The following is a 16,313-nucleotide window of genomic DNA, read 5'->3' as shown; positions in this document are numbered from 1 at the left end:
TCTCCCAGTCCTGACTCAGTCAGCGTACACAAACTTGAGTCTATTCCACTCAAGGTCGGGGCGGGAGCTTTCCCGGAGAAGGGGGTTCGCGGCTCGCGGGGTGCCGGGCGGGTTAGGTTGCGACTCATGGCCACCACCACGTACGCCCTCGACCCGGGCGCCCCCGACGCGTCGTATCTCGGCTTCTGGCGGGAACGGCACCTGTGCACGCTGACCACCCTGCGCCCGGACGGCACCCCGCACGTCGTTCCCGTCGGGGTGACCTACGACCCGGAGGCGCGGCTGGCCCGGGTGATCACGAACAAGGCGAGCGCGAAGGCGGCACACGTCCTGGCGGTCGGCCCGCAGGGCGCGCCGGTCGCGGTGTGCCAGGTGGACGGGCGGCGGTGGGCGACGCTGGAGGGACGCGCGTTCGTCCGCACGGAGCCGGAGCGGATCAGGGAGGCGGAGCGGCGGTACGCCGAGCGCTACGAGCGGACCCCGGGACCCAACCCGTCCCGTGTGGTGATCGAGATCGAGCTGACCCGGGCGCTGGGGCGCGGCTGAGCGGCGCTCTTTTTCAGCCAGTGATCGAATCCGCTGATACCCGGAGATTTCCAGGGAAAACTACAGCGGCGTCACCGTGTTCAGGTCACGGTGACGCCGCTGCGGGGGGAAGCACCTGAGCGATCTGTTACGACGGGGGAATCGCGTCAGGCACTGCGGGGGGTGGCGGTGACAGTCCTGAGGACCGAGGGTTCCACCGCCACCTGGCGGTGGTCCCTCTGGTCCAGGTTCACAAAGATCATTCCGTAACGGACGGCACACCGTACGGGCTGCGGCGCCCCCCGAGGCCGCCGCAGACACCGGTACGCCCGTACGTCTCCGTCCTCGTCCCGCGTAACGACGACCGGCTCACCGAAGACGGCCACCATCAACGAGTCACCGCTGTGGGGGAGGGCGGTGACCAGGTCGATGAAGTGCCAACCGGAGCGGTAGGCGGTGGCCATCTCACGGCGAAAAGAACGGTCGTCGGGTGGAGTGGTCACGTCAGCCCCCAGAACTCGTTGCCGAATCCGCAGGAGTTGTGTTCACGGCCACCGCCGGCCACTTGCTGTCCGCTCGGTCGTCGACCTTCTTCTCCATCTGGCCGCTCAGCGCCACGAGGGCCACAGCGGCGGAGAAGGTGGCGACAAGTATCGAGCGAAGCACTCTCTTACCCATAGTCGGCTTCATCCTCACTTGAAGGTCCCCTCTTCCCCCCGTCGGAATACGACGATGGCTCATTCAGGCACGTCATGGCCACACAATCGGTGCATCATGTTCCTGCACGTTCAGGACCCTGGGGGGTGGAGATTTGACAACGAATCGGACTAACGAGACACATCCCCACGGGGTGACCGAGATGTGCGACGAAGGTGGCCGACTTTATGCGAGTGCCCTGCGCTCCGGCCGCATCTCCCGCGCCGACGCCGAACCGGCCCCGTGTCTGATGGAGTTCGCCCTGCTCCATCCCGATCCCGACGATCCCGACTGGCTGCGCCCCGTCCCACCGGGCATCGCGCTGGCTCGGCGTCTCGGTCCGCTCGAGCGCGAGATCGCCGAGCGCCGACGGCGGTCGATCGAACTGTCCGATGCATTCGAGCCGTTCCTCTCACTCAGCGCGCAGACGACATCGGCCACCCACGCCATCACGGTCCTGGAGGGCAGCGGCCGGATCAACACCGCACTCGACCTGGCCACGTCCCAATGCCAGGTCGAGATGCTCACCGTCCAGCCGAGCAACCGTTTCACGGAGCGGACCATCCTGCAGGGCCTGGAGCGTGACACGGCGCTGGTCGACCGCGGCGTGCGCATCCGCACCCTCTACCAGCACACGGTCCGCTACAACCTCGAACAGCTGGCTTACGTGGACCAACTCGCCAACGGCAAGGTGGAGTACCGCACGATCGACGAACTGGTGGAGCGCCTGATCATCTGCGACGAGACGGTCGCCTTCATCCCCACCCGGGACGATCAGCAGGTCGCGCTGGAGCTACGCCATCCGGGACTGGTCCGGTACCTGATCAAGGTCTTCGAGTTCATGTGGAACCGCGCGGTCCCGTTGAGTGCCGGCACCCCCTACGAAACGGCCCCCGACGGCATCACGGAGATCCAGCACTCCATCGCCAAGCTCCTCGTCGAGGGCCACGTCGACGAGGCCATCGCGCGTCGGCTGGGCATGAACGTACGCACCTGCCGCGCCCACATAGCCAAGCTGGCCACGGCTCTGGGCAGCGGCAGCCGGGCCCAACTCGGTTACCTCATCGCCCAGTCGGGGATTCTGGAGCAGGACCACTGACGGCGAGGGGACAAATGTCGTGACGTCGGCACCGCATCCGGACCACCGTCCGGAGGACCTGTGCTCCCCGGGCACGGCACTGTACGAACGAGCCCTGCGCCAGGGGCAGGTGGCCGCCCGGGAGGCCGCCGTCGCACCCTGCCTGGTCGACTTCGGCCTGCTGCACCCCTCGGTCGCCGACACGAGCCGGCTCGAACCGGTGCCGCCCGCCGCCGTCCTGCACCGGCTCCTGAGGGGCTCCGCCGAGCGCATCGCCGAGGAACGACAGCGCGAGGAACGGCTGACCGAGACGTTCGCGACGCTGATGCGCGTCGACGGACCGCGTACCGCCGGGCCGGACTCGCCGGTGCTCAGACTCCTCAGCGGTACCCGCCGGATCAACCAGGCCATCACCGAGACCATGGCTGAGGCGAGCCGGGAGCTGCTGTGCGTGCAACCGCACGCGGGCCTCGTCGGCCGACGCGTCGAGGAGGCCCGGGCCGTGTCGCTGGTGCGCGACCAGGCACTGCTGGACCGAGGTGGCCGCATTCGCACCCTCTACCAGCACACCCTGCGTCATGTGCCCTCGGTGCCCGCCTATCAGGAGCGGTTGACCGGCGACGTCGAGGCCCGCTCCCTCGACGAGGTCACCGCCCGCCTCGTCCTCGTCGACCGCCGGGTCGCCTTCATCCCCGCCAACGGTGACGCCACCCTCGCGCTCGAAGTGCGCCACCCGGCCCTCGTGGGGTACTTCGCCACCACCTTCGACCGGCTGTGGCGGCTGGCCACCCCCATGTACCCACTGACCGTCCGACAGCCGTCCGCGGACGGCGTCACCCCCCGGCAGCGCGCCATCGCCGGCCTCCTCGTCGAGGGTCACACCGACGCCGTCATCGCCGACCGCCTCGGCATGAACGTACGCACCGCCCGTGAGCACATCGCCAAGCTCGCCGCCACCCTCGGCAGCGGCAGCCGGGCCCAGTTGGGCTACCTCATCGGGCAGTCGGGAATTCTTGACCCGGAACCGTGAACGGCCCCACCACGGCGGTGCGCGGCGGCCCGTCCAGCCCCGCCTGGGCGATCCGCACGCCCAACTGCGTACGGCTGGCCGCGCCCAGCGTCTCCGACAGCCGGGCGATGTGGGCCCGGCAGGTGCGGACGCTGATGCCCAGCCGCTCGGCGATCACCGCGTCCTGGTGGCCCTCGGCCAGCAGCGCCGCGATGGACCGCTCGCGGTGGGAGATGCCCTCGATGCCCGTGTCGGGCAGCGGCGCGGTCAGCGGGATCGCCAGCCGCCAGAGCCGTTCGAAGACCGTCCCCAGGTACTCCACCAGCGCGGGATGGCGCAGTTCCAGCGCCATCGTGCGGTCGGCGTTGGCGGGCACGAAGGCGACCGTGCGGTCGAAGAGGATCAGCCGGTCGATCACCTCGTCCAGCGTGCGTGCCTCGACCGCGTCGCCCATCAGCTCCAGGTAGTTGAGCAGCCCCTGGCCGTGCCGGGCCACGTGCGTGTACAGGTCCCGCATCCGCACCCCGCGCCCGCGCAGTGCCAGTGCCCGGTGCAGCCCCTCGGACAGCTCGTGCTCGCGGCGGATGCCGCCCGGCTGGACGGTCAGCACCTCGGTGGTGCACGCCTCGGTCGCCTCGTCCATGGCCGCCTGGATGCGGGACAGGCCGTCCAGGACCCGGATCGCCGTGCCCTCCACGGTCGCGGCGGACACGCGCACCTGGCGGCCCAGCCCGGCGTACCGCTCGACGGCGGCCACCACCGAGCCCACCCGCCGGTGGCTCTCACTGACCTCGTCGTACATCCCGCGCAGCAGCCGGGTCATGACCTCCTGCGGCGCGGTCGGCACCAGGAAGTCCATGTCGTCGGGGTCCGGGTGCAGCAGGGCGAGCTCAAGCAGGCAGGGCACCGGCTCGGCGAGCCGGCGCGGCACCCGGCCCCGTCGTACGGCCCGGGAATACACGTGCTCGCCGGCCTCGCACAGTCGCTCGGCACCGTGTGGATGCTCCGCCGTCCCGTGCCCGGTCATGCCCCATCACACCCCCGGTCTCCGCGTCTTCCGCAGCGCAACTATGCGCGGCGCGGACCGGCTGTGCAACACGGCTCCTACCGGAGCGACCCCCGAAAACCAGCGGTTTCGACCGGTGTGCACCAACCTCCACTTGACGGACCGCAACGTGGCCGGAACCGACTGTTGAACCCGAACGGGTCCTACCAGCAGGGGAGTTACTTCAGAAGACCGATCGCCACGCAGGCCTCCCGGTACTTCGCGGTGCAGATGTCGGCCACCTTGTAGATGTCGTCATCGATGACCGTGTCCTGGATGTTGTTCTTCGTCAGGGCGACCACGGAGACCAACTGGGCCGGAATGTCCTTGTGGGTGGGGCTGCTGACCCGGTCCCGGGTGAGGGAGTCGAACTGGATGTCCTTGCCCTGGACCTTGGCGACCGCCATCTGGGCGGCGGTCTCGGCCTCCGTCGGGTAGGACTTGTACACGCTCATGTACTGCTCGCCGGTGACGATCCGCTGCACGGCGTCGAGTTCGGCGTCCTGGCCGGTGATGAACGGCAGGTCGGTGATGCCCGCCCTCTTGAAGGCCTTGATGACGCCGCCCGCCATGCCGTCGTTGGCGGAGTAGACGGCGTCGATTTTGCCCTCGCCGAGCGAGGCGAGCGCCTGGGCCATGTGCGCCTCGGCGTTCTCGGGCTTCCAGTCCTTGGTGTCGTAGGACTTGGCGATGGTGACCTTCCCGTTGAGCTGGGAAAGCGCGCCCTCCTTGAACTGCTTGGCGTTCGGGTCGGTGGGCGAGCCGTTGATCATGACGATCTTGTCGGTGGTGTCGACGCCGGAACCCAGCGCCTCGAGCAGGGAGCGGCCCTGCACCTCGCCCACCAGTTCGTTGTCGAAGGAGATGTACGCGTCGATCGGACCCTCGGAGAGCCGGTCGTAGGCGATGACCGGGATGGCCGCGTCCTTGGCCTTCTGCACCATGTCGGCGATGGCGTGCGAGTCGACGGCGTCGAGCAGGATGACGTCGACCTTGTTGTCGATCATCCGCTGCATCTGGCCGGCCTGCCGGCTCGCGTCCGCGTCCGCGTTGGCATACTCGACCTTACCCTGGTTCCGGGTCAGGGCCGCGACCTTCTCCTTGATGATGGGGTAGTCGAACTTCTCGTACCGGGTGTTGGCCGTCTCCGGCAGCAGCAGACCCACCGTCAGGTCGTTGCCCTTGGTCGGGCTCGCGTCGCTGCTGCTCCCCGACCCGCCGAGCGCCCCGCAGGCGGCGAGCGAGAAGGACAGCGTGGGCGCGACCACGGCTATGGCGATACGACGCATCGAGGTGCTCACTTCTGGTGCCTTCCGGACGTGGGCGCAGCATTGCGACCCAGGTGACTGAAAAGCCAACGCGGAGGCGACCACCGGCGTCAAGCGGAACCACTTAACGAGATGGCAACGCAACGCTCCGCTGTGCCTGTGAAGACCTTGCGGAGCCTTGCTGAATCGCCTCCAAACGCCCTTTACGGGCCCCGCACCCGACGGCCGCCCACCGCCGGGCCAAGATCCGTACAACCAACTCCCCGCCACGCGAGTCGTGGTCACGGGAGCCTTGCTCCGGCGTTCCCGTCACGACCAGAGGACCGAATGAAGCCAGCCGGCCGTACCACGGCCACGACCGTCGCGCTCACCGCCGCCTGCGGGATGCTCTCGGCGACCGCTCCCGCCTCGGCGGCCGTGAACTGCGCCTCGCCCGTCTACAAGCGGCAGTTCTATGCGAACACCACGTTCTCCGGCCAGCCGAAGAAGACGGACTGCGACAGCGCGGTCAACGAGAACTGGGGCACCGGCGCGCCCGCCAAGGGCCTGCCGAAGGACAAGTTCGGCGTGCGCTGGACGGTGACCCGGAACTTCGGCTCCGGCGGGCCGTTCGTGTTCGCGGTCGCCGTGCAGGACGGCATACGGGTGTACCTGGACGGCAAGCGCAAGGTCGACCTGTGGAAGAACGTGTCCTCGACGGTCAGCAGGACCGTCAACGTCACGATCCCCTCCGGCACCCACACACTGCGCGTGGACTACGTCAACTGGACGGGCCGGGCCAACGTCAAGTTCGGCTACGCGCCACGGACTTCGGCGAGCGTCGACAGGGCCAGGCCGCTCGCCCCGGCAGGCCTCTCCGTGTCGTACGACAAGAACACGGGCAAGGCCAGGGCGACATGGGCCAAGAACAAGGAGATGGACCTCGCCGGGTACCGCCTGTACCGGCGCCCCAAGGGCAACGGCGGCTGGACGCGCCTGACCACGACCGCGGCGACCTCCGCCACGGACACCCCGCCGCCCACCGGCCAGGTCTTCTCCTACCAGGTCCGCGCCTACGACAAGGCCGGCAACGAGTCCACCGGCGGCACCGACCGCCCGGTCACCACCGTCGACACGACACCGCCCGCCCCGCCCGGCGGCGTGGACCGGAACTGGACCTTCGGCCGGGTCACCACGGTGAACCTGACCTGGGACGGCAGTCCCGACCCCGACCTGGCCGGCTACCGGGTCTACCGGTCGACGAGCAGCCCCGTCGCCCCGACCGCCGAGAACCGGGTGGGCGAAACCGGGCCGACCACCCGCTGGACCGAGACACCGCCCCCCACCGGCGACTTCTACTACTACGTCGTCACGGCCGTCGACATCCACGGCAATGAGTCTGCGGCCTCCGGCACCGCCTGGTACCAGACGTACGACACCACCGCACCGACCGTCGTCCCGGAGGTGACGGCCGTCGACGGGGAGTACGAGGTGACGCTGACCTGGCCGTGGCAGTCGGACCCCGCCTCGCCGCTGAGCGGGTACGCGGTCTATCGCGACGGCACCCGGATCGGCAACGCGCGCTACGGCGACGACGGGTCGGGTTACTTCGTGGACACCTCGGTCAAGCGCTCCACGACGTACACCTACTGGGTCCTGGCCATCGACGACGCGAACAACGGCGGCCCCCTGGCACAGGTCACCGTCGACCACGTCGGCGACTACACCGCCCCCGCCCCCGTGACCGGCCTGACCGCGACGGCGGCCGGCAACGGCATCCTGCTCGAATGGGACGGCGGCACGGCCGCCGACTTCGACCACTACCGGGTCTACCGGGGCGTGTATGCCGACGGCCCCTGGACGTACACCGACATCACCAGGACCCTCGACGGCCACATGCAGCCCCGCAGGCTGGACCGGAACCTGCCCGACGGCGAGAGCCTGCGCTACGCGGTCGTCGCCGTCGACCGGGCCGGCAACGCCGTGGACGTCGCCTCGGCCCCGTCCGTCGCCGTCACCGAACTCGACCTGCGGCCCCCGCAGACCTGGCCGGACAGCTCGGACATCCTGTACACGAGGGCCGACAACCAGGCCGAGGGCAACTCGGTCCGCGTCTCGTACACCCCCTCGCTCGACCCGCGCGGCCCGGCGATCGGCTTCCTCGTCGACCGCTGGGATCCCGCGGCCGGCACCTGGGTCAGGATCACCGCCACGCCGGTCACCGGCACCCAGTGGTACCTCGACACCACGGCGCCGAGCGACACCACGGTCTTCTACCGGGCCACCGTCGCCTACCCGGACGGGACCGAGTCGGCGCCGGTGGGCACCCACGCGTTCACCTGAGCCGGGGCCGCCGGCGGCACGACGAGGGGCCGGGAGGCTGTACGGCCTCCCGGCCCCTCGTCGCGCTCGTGCCCGAGTGTGTCGTGCGCGGTCCGCGGCCGGATGCGTGTCAGTCCGGCTGCTGCCGCTTGGGCCGCCACACCACCAGCGCGCTGGTCTGCTGGACCTCCTGGTAGGGGACCAGGTCCCGGCGGTAGGAGGCGTGGACGGCGGCCTCGCGCTGCCGCATCGCCGCCGCGGCGCCGTCCAGCGCCGCCTGGAGTTCCGCGATCCGGGACTGGAGCGCGGTGACCTGGTTCTCCAGTTCGATGATGCGCTTGATGCCGGCCAGGTTGATGCCCTCGTCCTGCGACAACTGCTGCACCTGGCGGAGCAGTTCGATGTCACGGGCCGAGTAGCGGCGCCCTCGGCCGGCGGTGCGGTCGGGGGACACCAGGCCCAGGCGGTCGTACTGGCGGAGTGTCTGCGGGTGCAGTCCGGACAGCTGGGCGGCCACCGAGATGACGTACACCGGTGTGTCTTCCGTCAGTTCGTACGGGTTGCGACGGCGGCCGTCCATCTCACTCATGCTCCCTTCGCGGCCTCGAACAGCTCGGCCCGCGGGTCCTCGCCCGCGGTGGCCTCGCGATACGCCTGAAGCGCGTCACGAGCCTTCCCCGACAGGTCCTTCGGGACACTCACCTCCACGGTGACCAGGAGGTCGCCGTGGCTGCCGTCCTTGCGGACCGCGCCCTTGCCGCGGGCCCGCATCGTACGCCCGTTCGGTGTGCCCGGGGGCAGCTTCAGCGTCACCGGGGGACCGCCCAGGGTGGGCACGCGGACCTCGCCGCCGAGGGCCGCCTCGGCGAACGTGACCGGCACGGTCACGGTGAGGTTGTCGCCCCGGCGGCCGAAGACCGGGTGCTCCCCGACGTGCACCACCACGTACAGGTCGCCCGCGGGTCCGCCGCGCTCGCCCGGGGCGCCCTTGCCGCGCAGCCGGATGCGCTGGCCGTCGCTGACCCCGGCCGGGATGCGGACCTGCATCGTCCGGGACGACTTGGCCCGCCCGGAGCCCATGCAGACCTCGCAGGGGTTCTCCGCGATGAGTCCGCGGCCCTTGCAGTCCGGGCACGGGTCCGTCAGCGAGAATCCGCCGCCCGAGCCGCGCGCCACCTGTCCGGTGCCGACGCAGGTCGGACACACCCGCGGTGTGCCGTTCTTGTCGCCGGTGCCCGAACAGGCCTTGCACGGCTGCTGGCTGGACATGCGCAGCGGCACCGTCGCGCCCTCGATGGCCTCCGTGAAGCTCAGCGTGACCTCGGACTCGATGTCCTGGCCGCGCCTGGGCTGGGCGCGCGTGGTGCCCGTGCCGCCCCGGTTGAACAGGCCCCCGAAGACGTCACCGATTCCGCCGCCGAAGCCGCCGCTGCCGCTCCCGCCCTGGGCACCTCCGAAGAGGTCGCCCAGGTCGAAGTTGAAGGAGCCGCCGCCGGCGCCCGGTCCGGGGCGGAAGCCGCCGTTGCCGAACAGGGCGCGGGCCTCGTCGTACTCCTTGCGCTTCTTGGCGTCGCCGAGCACGTCGTTCGCCTCGGAGATCTCCTTGAAGCGCTCCTCGGCCTTGGCGTTGCCCTTGTTGGCGTCCGGGTGGAACTCGCGGGCGAGCTTCCGGTACGCCTTCTTGATCTCGGCCTCGGTGGCGTCCTTGGGGACGCCGAGGACCTTGTAGTAGTCCTTCTCGATGAAGTCCTTGGTGCTCATCCCCGACGTCCCTCCTCTCGTGCGTCGTCAGTTATTACGTCAGCCCTCCTCCGGGCCACCGCTCTCCTTGTCCTCGCCCTGTTCGGCGGCCTGGGCCGTGCCGGACTCCTCGGCCGGCTTGACCGTCTGCGCGCCGGGCTGGGGCTCGGCGACCGCCACCCGCGCGGGGCGGATGGTGCGCTCGCCGATCCGATACCCGGGCTGCAGAATCGCCACGCACGTCGTCTCGGTGACGTCCGGTGCGTAGGAGTGCATCAGGGCCTCGTGGATCGTCGGGTCGAAGGGCTCGCCCTCCTTGCCGAACTGCTGCAGCCCGAGCTTCGCCACCACGGTCTCCAGCGACTCGGCGACGGACTTGAAACCGCCCACCAGTTCGCTGTGGTCCCGCGCGCGGCCGATGTCGTCGAGCACGGGCAGGAGCTCGGACAGGATGTTCGCGACAGCGACCTCCCGTACCGCGATCCGGTCGCGATCGACCCGGCGCCGGTAGTTCTGGTACTCGGCCTGGAGCCGTTGCAGGTCCGCCGTGCGCTCGCCGAGCGCCGTGCGCACCTGGTCCAGCTGGGCCGTCAGCGCGGCCGACTGGTCCGCGTCACCGGCCGGGGCCGCGCCCTTGTCCTGGGCGGCGGCCGGCGCGGCGTCCTCGGGGGTGGTGCCGGAGGCGGCGTCGGACTGCGGTGGAGGCTGCGGCTGGTGTTCCTCGAAGCCGGGGGTCTCCTCCGTCACGCCGCACCGTCCTTGCGCTCATCGTCGACGATCTCGGCGTCCACGACGTCGTCGTCGGCCTTGGCCTGGCCCGCGCCGGCGTCACCGGCACCGCCCGCGGCCTGCGCGGCCTGGGCGTCGGCGTACATGGCCTGGCCGAGCTTCTGGGAGACGGCGGCGACCTTCTCCGTGGCGGCACGGATCGCGGCGGTGTCCTCGCCCTTGAGCTGCTCCTTCAGCTCGGTGACGGCGGACTCCACCTCGGTCTTGATCTCGCCGGGGACCTTGTCCTCGTTGTCCTTGAGGAACTTCTCGGTCTGGTAGACGAGCTGCTCGCCCTGGTTGCGGGTCTCGGCGGCCTCGCGACGCTTGTGGTCCTCCTCCGCGTAGCGCTCGGCCTCCTCGCGCATGCGGTCGACCTCGTCCTTCGGGAGCGAGGAGCCGCCGGTGACGGTCATCTTCTGCTCCTTGCCGGTGCCGAGGTCCTTCGCCGTGACGTGCATGATGCCGTTGGCGTCGATGTCGAAGGAGACCTCGATCTGCGGGACGCCGCGGGGCGCCGGCGGCAGACCGGTCAGCTCGAACATGCCGAGCTTCTTGTTGTACGCGGCGATCTCGCGCTCGCCCTGGTAGACCTGGATCTGCACCGACGGCTGGTTGTCCTCGGCCGTGGTGAAGATCTCCGAGCGCTTGGTCGGGATCGTGGTGTTGCGCTCGATCAGCTTGGTCATGATGCCGCCCTTGGTCTCGATGCCGAGGGACAGCGGGGTGACGTCGAGCAGCAGGACGTCCTTGACCTCGCCCTTGAGGACACCGGCCTGGAGCGAGGCGCCGATGGCGACGACCTCGTCCGGGTTCACGCCCTTGTTGGCCTCCTTGCCGCCGGTCAGCTCCTTGACGAGCTCGGCGACCGCGGGCATACGGGTGGAACCACCGACGAGCACGATGTGGTCGATGTCGTTGACGGAGACGCCGGCGTCCTTGATCACGTTGTAGAACGGCGTCTTGCAGCGCTCGAGCAGGTCGGCCGTCAGCTGCTGGAACTGGGCGCGGGTGAGCCTCTCGTCCAGGTGCAGCGGGCCCTCGGCGGACGCGGTGATGTAGGGCAGGTTGATCGAGGTCTCGGTGGACGAGGACAGCTCGATCTTGGCCTTCTCCGCCGCCTCGCGCAGACGCTGCAGGGCCATCTTGTCCTTGGACAGGTCCACGCCGTGACCGGCCTGGAACTGCTTGACCAGGTAGTCGACGACGCGCTGGTCCCAGTCGTCACCACCGAGGTGGTTGTCACCGTTGGTGGCCTTCACCTCGACGACACCGTCGCCGATCTCCAGCAGCGAGACGTCGAACGTACCGCCACCGAGGTCGAAGACGAGGATCATCTGCTCGTCCTTGTCGAGGCCGTACGCCAGGGCGGCGGCGGTCGGCTCGTTGACGATGCGCAGCACGTTCAGACCGGCGATCTCGCCGGCCTCCTTGGTGGCCTGGCGCTCGGCGTCGTTGAAGTACGCCGGGACGGTGATGACCGCGTCCGTGACCTTCTCGCCCAGGTAGGACTCGGCGTCCCGCTTCAGCTTCTGCAGCACGAAGGCGCTGATCTGCTGCGGGTTGAAGTCCTTGCCGTCGAGGTTGATCTTCCAGTCGGTGCCCATGTGGCGCTTGACCGACCGGATGGTCCTGTCGACGTTGGTGACGGCCTGACGCTTGGCCACCTCGCCGACCAGCACCTCGCCGTTCTTGGCGAAGGCGACGACGGACGGCGTGGTCCTGGCACCCTCGGCGTTGGTGATGACGGTGGGCTCGCCGCCCTCCAGAACGCTGACGACGGAGTTAGTCGTGCCCAGGTCGATGCCGACCGCACGTGCCATGGTGAATCCTCCAGCTGACTTGAGTGGAACGGACTCAAGTGTGCCCGAGGCTCACCGTCGGGTCAACAGACCTGAGCCGCATCGACTCAAGTCTTATCCATCCCTTATACGCAAGGGTGCTCTGACCTGCGGCGATGTGGATTGCCGGGGCGGAGGAGGCGGATATTCAAGTTGACGGCGAGGGACCTGAACGCCGGGTGCGCCGGTCTCCGCGTCGTACGGAGCCCTGCCGCGGGGGGCTCTGGGAGCCCCCGCGCCGGACTGCCTCAGGGCGCGGAGGACCCGGAAGGGCTCGGTGCGGGGACGGGCGCCGGAGGAGTCAGCGCGCACGCGTGGCGGTGCCCCGGAACCGGACGCGTCGCCACGCGCGCGTGTGGCGGCACCGGCGGCGCTCCGGGCGGTCCGCTCCTCGGGCCGCCCGCGGGTGCCGGGCACCCGGGTCTGCCCCCGGGTGCCCGGCACCCGGGACTGCGAGCGCGTACCGGAACCCGGGGCCTGCGCGCGGACGCTGTTGAGTTCGGTCGGCCGCCGCGGCGCGTACGCAGGCACCCGCAGCAGCCCGAGGACGACCGCCAGGGCCGCCCCGGCCACCCACAGTACGGCCGTCGGCTCGGCCCAGCCCGTGTGCACCAGCACCCCGACCAGGACCGCGGCGAAGGTGGCGAGACCGAGCAGGACGGTCGCGCCCGGCGGAGTCGGCCCGAGCCGGCGCAACCGGTGCGCGAGATGGTCGGGGCCGCGGCGCAGCAGGGGACGCCCGGCCAGCTTCCGCGACGCGAGGACCAGCACGGCGTCGGCGCTCGCCGTGGCGGTGAGCGCGAACAGCACCGCAACGGTGGAGACCGTGCCGTACCCGGTACGGGTGAGGAGGGCCGCGGAGGCGACCACGAAGCCGGTGAACAGCGAGCCGCCGGACCCGAACGCGACCCGCGCCGGATGCCAGTTGTGCATCAGGAAGCCGGTGAGGGCGGCGGCCAGCACGCTCAGCAGCACCGCGAGGTCGTCCATCACCTCGGCCGCCGCGCACACGCCCACCCCGAACGCGGTGAGCACTCCCATGGTGCCCGCGAGGCCGTCCGCGTGATCGAGTCCCCGGAAGGCGGCGGCCACACAGGCGATCCAGACCACGGCGGCGATCCCGGCCACCGGCCCGATCTCGTCGTACGGCACCACGCAGGCCGCCGCGAGGGCCGTACCGACGAGCAGGAACGGCGTCTTCAGCCGCCATACGTCCGCCGCGGTCCCGAGTACGGCGACCGCCGCGCCCGCGGCGAGCAGCCTGCCGACCCCGTCGCCCAGCGGGGCGGTACCGGTCCAGCCGCCCGCCGCGGCGACCAGGCAGGTGCTGAGCACCACGGCCAGGCCGCCGAGCAGCGGCAAGGGGCGCGCCCGCCTCCTGCGGTCGACGAGACCCAGCCGGAGCGCGAGCACTCGGAGCAGCGCCGAGAGCAGGGCGGCGAGGAGGAGAGCGGTGATGGCGGTGGCGATCCCGTATAGCACGGTTCTTAAATTAGGGGTATATGGGGCGATCGGGTGTGAATAACACGATCGGAACGCGACTGGATTCCCGGGCGGCCCCCAGGCACCCCCCGGACGGCCCTCAAGGTGCCGCTCAGCGACCCAGATCACCCCGCGCCCGGCTGCATTGCGACAGAGGATGGGGGTAGTCTCAGACGGACTACATAAGTTACCGCTCAGTAATCTCGAGGCCGCCTCAGGAGCCCCCATGCAACTCGCCGCGATCATCGTGTCGCTGGTCCTGACCGTGGTCGGCGTCGCACTGCTCGCCCGTGCCATCGGCCAGTTCGTCCGGTACTTCAAGCTGGGCCAGCCCGTACCCGCCGGCACCCGTACCGACAACCCCTACCAGCGCAGCGTGACCCTGGTCCGGGAGTTCCTCGGCCACACCCGGATGAACCGGTGGGGCATCGTGGGCGTCGCCCACTGGTTCGTGGCCGTCGGCTTCCTGACGCTGCCGCCGACTCTCGCACAGGCGTTCGGCCAGCTGTTCCGGGCCGACTGGACGCTGCCGGTCATCGGCGACTTCCTGCCGTTCGAGATGTACATCGAGTTCATCGGCGTGATGACCGTCCTCGGCATCGCCGTGCTCATCGCGATCCGGCTGCTGAGCCTGCCGTCCCGGCCCGGCCGCAAGTCCCGCTTCGCCGGCTCCAAGGCCGGCCAGGCGTACTTCGTCGAGTACGTCATCCTCACCATCGGCCTCGCGATCTACGTCCTGCGCGGACTGGAGGGCGCGCTGCACCACGTGGAGCACTACGAGGCCGGGTACTTCGCCTCGTACCCGCTGGTGCTCGCCTTCAAGAGCCTGTCGGCCGGCACCCTGCAGAACCTGGTCTACCTGACCGCGATGATCAAGATCGGCACGTCCTTCGTGTGGATGATCGTGGTCTCCCTGAACACCAACATGGGCGTGGCCTGGCACCGCTTCCTGGCCTTCCCGAACATCTGGTTCAAGCGCGAGGCCGACGGCGGCACGGCCCTGGGCGCCCTTCAGCCGATGACCTCCGGCGGCAAGGCGATCGACTTCACCGACCCCGGCGACGACGACGTCTTCGGCGTCTCCCAGGTCGAGCAGTTCTCCTGGAAGGGCCTGCTGGACTTCTCCACCTGCACCGAGTGCGGCCGCTGCCAGTCGCAGTGCCCGGCCTGGAACACCGGCAAGCCGCTCTCCCCCAAGCTGCTGGTCATGTCGCTGCGCGACCACGCGCACGCCAAGGCCCCGTACCTGCTGGCCGGCGGCGGCAAGTCGATGGAGGGCGAGGAGAAGGCGTCCGCCGAGCAGCTGAAGGACGTCCCGGCGGCGGCGCTCGCGGAGGCCGAGCGCCCGCTGATCGGCACGCTCGAGGAGAGCGGCGTCATCGACCCGGACGTCCTGTGGTCCTGCACCACCTGCGGTGCCTGCGTCGAGCAGTGCCCGGTCGACATCGAGCACGTCGACCACATCGTCGACATGCGCCGCTACCAGGTCATGATCGAGTCCTCGTTCCCGTCCGAGGCGGGCACGATGCTCAAGAACCTGGAGAAGAAGGGCAACCCCTGGGGCCTGGCCAAGAAGCAGCGCCTGGAGTGGACCAAGGAGGTCGACTTCGACGTCCCGGTCGTCGGCAAGGACATCGAGGACCTCTCCGAGGTCGACTACCTGTACTGGGTCGGCTGCGCCGGCGCCCTGGAGGACCGCGCCAAGAAGACCACCAAGGCCTTCGCGGAGCTGCTGCACATCGCGGGCGTGAAGTTCGCGATCATGGGCGGCGACGAGAAGTGCACCGGTGACTCGGCCCGCCGCCTGGGCAACGAGCCCCTGTTCCAGGAACTCGGCATGGAGAACGTCACCGCGCTGAACATGGCCTTCGGCGAGGAGACGGACGACGAGGGCAACGTCACCCCCGAGTCCAGGAAGCCGAAGTCGGCGAAGAGGATCGTCGCCACCTGCCCGCACTGCCTCAACACGCTCGGCAACGAGTACCCGCAGCTCGGCGGCGACTACGAGGTCATCCACCACACCCAGCTGCTCCAGCACCTGGTGGACGAGGGCAAGCTGGTCCCGGTCACCCCGGTCGAGGGCATCATCACCTACCACGACCCCTGCTACCTGGGCCGCCACAACAAGATCTACACGCCTCCGCGCGAGATCATCGGCAAGGTCCCGGGCCTCAGGAACGAGGAGATGCACCGCCACAAGGAGCGCGGTTTCTGCTGCGGCGCCGGCGGCGCCCGGATGTGGATGGAGGAGCGGATCGGCAAGCGCATCAACGACGAGCGCGTCGACGAGGCCCTTTCGCTGAACCCGGACATCGTCTCGACGGCCTGCCCGTTCTGCCTGGTCATGCTCACGGACTCCGTGAACGGCAAGAAGAACGACGGCAAGGCCAAGGAGTCCGTCCAGGTCGTGGACGTCGCCCAGCTGCTCCTTGACTCCGTCAGGACGCCGGTCGACCCGGCGGGCGAGGCGGCCGACGAGAGCGAGCCGGAGCCCGCGCCGGTGAAGTAGGCGGCCCGGCGGCCCGGCGCCCCCGCGTCCGACGCCCCCGTGTCCGTACCG

The 16,313-nt window shown here is 69.9% G+C and carries 13 protein-coding genes; 5 read left to right on the top strand and 8 right to left on the bottom strand.

All coding sequences use genetic code 11. The features are described 5' to 3' along the window. The first annotated feature begins 126 nt into the window (after window positions 1-126). A complete protein-coding gene (locus ACWEK3_RS01445) occupies window positions 127-546 on the top strand; it encodes a pyridoxamine 5'-phosphate oxidase family protein (protein WP_450544326.1) in 420 nt (139 codons plus the stop codon). Between the two features lie 146 nt (window positions 547-692). On the opposite strand, the gene ACWEK3_RS01440 is transcribed toward ACWEK3_RS01445, so the two are convergent. Then, window positions 693-1,028: a hypothetical protein gene (locus ACWEK3_RS01440; protein WP_450544324.1), complete on the bottom strand. Its 336-nt coding sequence runs from the start codon at window positions 1,026-1,028 to the stop codon at window positions 693-695. A gap of 356 nt (window positions 1,029-1,384) precedes the next feature. Between ACWEK3_RS01440 and ACWEK3_RS01435 the strand changes: the two genes are divergently transcribed. Both ACWEK3_RS01435 and ACWEK3_RS01430 read left to right on the top strand, forming a co-directional pair. Next, entirely contained in the window at window positions 1,385-2,320 is a 936-nt protein-coding gene (locus tag ACWEK3_RS01435; protein ID WP_450544322.1) for a helix-turn-helix transcriptional regulator, read from the top strand. A 19-nt stretch (window positions 2,321-2,339) separates the two neighbouring features. Next, a complete protein-coding gene (locus tag ACWEK3_RS01430) occupies window positions 2,340-3,329 on the top strand; it encodes a helix-turn-helix transcriptional regulator (RefSeq protein ID WP_450544320.1) in 990 nt (329 codons plus the stop codon). Here the strand turns inward: ACWEK3_RS01430 and ACWEK3_RS01425 are convergent. Together ACWEK3_RS01425 and ACWEK3_RS01420 are read right to left on the bottom strand one after the other, a co-directional pair. Then, entirely contained in the window at window positions 3,292-4,335 is a 1,044-nt protein-coding gene (locus ACWEK3_RS01425; protein WP_450544318.1) for a LuxR C-terminal-related transcriptional regulator, read from the bottom strand. The two genes, ACWEK3_RS01430 and ACWEK3_RS01425, sit on opposite strands and share 38 nt — an antisense overlap. Window positions 4,336-4,532: 197 nt before the next feature. After that, window positions 4,533-5,642, bottom strand: coding sequence for a sugar ABC transporter substrate-binding protein (locus tag ACWEK3_RS01420; RefSeq protein WP_453248656.1), 1,110 nt, complete (start codon window positions 5,640-5,642; stop codon window positions 4,533-4,535). Window positions 5,643-5,948: 306 nt separating this feature from the next. On the opposite strand from ACWEK3_RS01420, the gene ACWEK3_RS01415 reads away from it, so the two are divergent. Next, entirely contained in the window at window positions 5,949-7,943 is a 1,995-nt protein-coding gene (locus ACWEK3_RS01415) for a fibronectin type III domain-containing protein (RefSeq protein ID WP_453248636.1), read from the top strand. A gap of 109 nt (window positions 7,944-8,052) precedes the next feature. On the opposite strand, the gene ACWEK3_RS01410 is transcribed toward ACWEK3_RS01415, so the two are convergent. From ACWEK3_RS01410 to ACWEK3_RS01390, 5 genes are all read right to left on the bottom strand, one after another. After that, the gene (locus tag ACWEK3_RS01410; protein ID WP_361422654.1) at window positions 8,053-8,502 is read right to left on the bottom strand and encodes a heat shock protein transcriptional repressor HspR; all 450 of its coding nucleotides are present in this window, start codon (window positions 8,500-8,502) and stop codon (window positions 8,053-8,055) included. A 5-nt stretch (window positions 8,503-8,507) separates the two neighbouring features. Further along, on the bottom strand, window positions 8,508-9,683 hold the full coding sequence (gene dnaJ, locus ACWEK3_RS01405) for a molecular chaperone DnaJ (protein ID WP_376548355.1): 1,176 nt from the start codon (window positions 9,681-9,683) through the stop codon (window positions 8,508-8,510). A 39-nt stretch (window positions 9,684-9,722) separates the two neighbouring features. Further along, the gene (gene grpE, locus ACWEK3_RS01400) at window positions 9,723-10,409 is read right to left on the bottom strand and encodes a nucleotide exchange factor GrpE (RefSeq protein WP_450544314.1); all 687 of its coding nucleotides are present in this window, start codon (window positions 10,407-10,409) and stop codon (window positions 9,723-9,725) included. Further along, window positions 10,406-12,253: a molecular chaperone DnaK gene (gene dnaK / locus ACWEK3_RS01395; RefSeq protein ID WP_365430152.1), complete on the bottom strand. Its 1,848-nt coding sequence runs from the start codon at window positions 12,251-12,253 to the stop codon at window positions 10,406-10,408. Before dnaK ends, grpE begins: the two co-directional genes overlap by 4 nt. A 93-nt stretch (window positions 12,254-12,346) precedes the next feature. After that, window positions 12,347-13,753, bottom strand: coding sequence for an undecaprenyl/decaprenyl-phosphate alpha-N-acetylglucosaminyl 1-phosphate transferase (locus tag ACWEK3_RS01390; protein ID WP_453248635.1), 1,407 nt, complete (start codon window positions 13,751-13,753; stop codon window positions 12,347-12,349). 226 nt (window positions 13,754-13,979) lie between these two features. Here ACWEK3_RS01390 and ACWEK3_RS01385 point away from each other — a divergent pair, with 226 nt between their 5' ends. Then, on the top strand, window positions 13,980-16,262 hold the full coding sequence (locus ACWEK3_RS01385) for a (Fe-S)-binding protein (protein WP_450544310.1): 2,283 nt from the start codon (window positions 13,980-13,982) through the stop codon (window positions 16,260-16,262). The last annotated feature ends 51 nt before the right edge of the window (window positions 16,263-16,313 follow it).

This window comes from Streptomyces sp. NPDC004721 (assembly GCF_053601495.1).
Note: the sequence above shows the minus strand (reverse complement) of the source record. Positions and strands in the feature narration are given on the sequence as shown.

Coding starts and splice junctions, on each gene's coding strand:
- ACWEK3_RS01445 (WP_450544326.1), top strand. CDS start 127: ATGGCCACCACCACGTACGCCCTCGACCCGGGCGCCCCCGACGCGTCG.
- ACWEK3_RS01435 (WP_450544322.1), top strand. CDS start 1,385: ATGTGCGACGAAGGTGGCCGACTTTATGCGAGTGCCCTGCGCTCCGGC.
- ACWEK3_RS01425 (WP_450544318.1), bottom strand. CDS start 4,335: ATGACCGGGCACGGGACGGCGGAGCATCCACACGGTGCCGAGCGACTG.
- ACWEK3_RS01420 (WP_453248656.1), bottom strand. CDS start 5,642: ATGCGTCGTATCGCCATAGCCGTGGTCGCGCCCACGCTGTCCTTCTCG.
- ACWEK3_RS01415 (WP_453248636.1), top strand. CDS start 5,949: ATGAAGCCAGCCGGCCGTACCACGGCCACGACCGTCGCGCTCACCGCC.
- ACWEK3_RS01410 (WP_361422654.1), bottom strand. CDS start 8,502: ATGGACGGCCGCCGTCGCAACCCGTACGAACTGACGGAAGACACACCG.
- dnaJ (WP_376548355.1), bottom strand. CDS start 9,683: ATGAGCACCAAGGACTTCATCGAGAAGGACTACTACAAGGTCCTCGGC.
- dnaK (WP_365430152.1), bottom strand. CDS start 12,253: ATGGCACGTGCGGTCGGCATCGACCTGGGCACGACTAACTCCGTCGTC.
- ACWEK3_RS01385 (WP_450544310.1), top strand. CDS start 13,980: ATGCAACTCGCCGCGATCATCGTGTCGCTGGTCCTGACCGTGGTCGGC.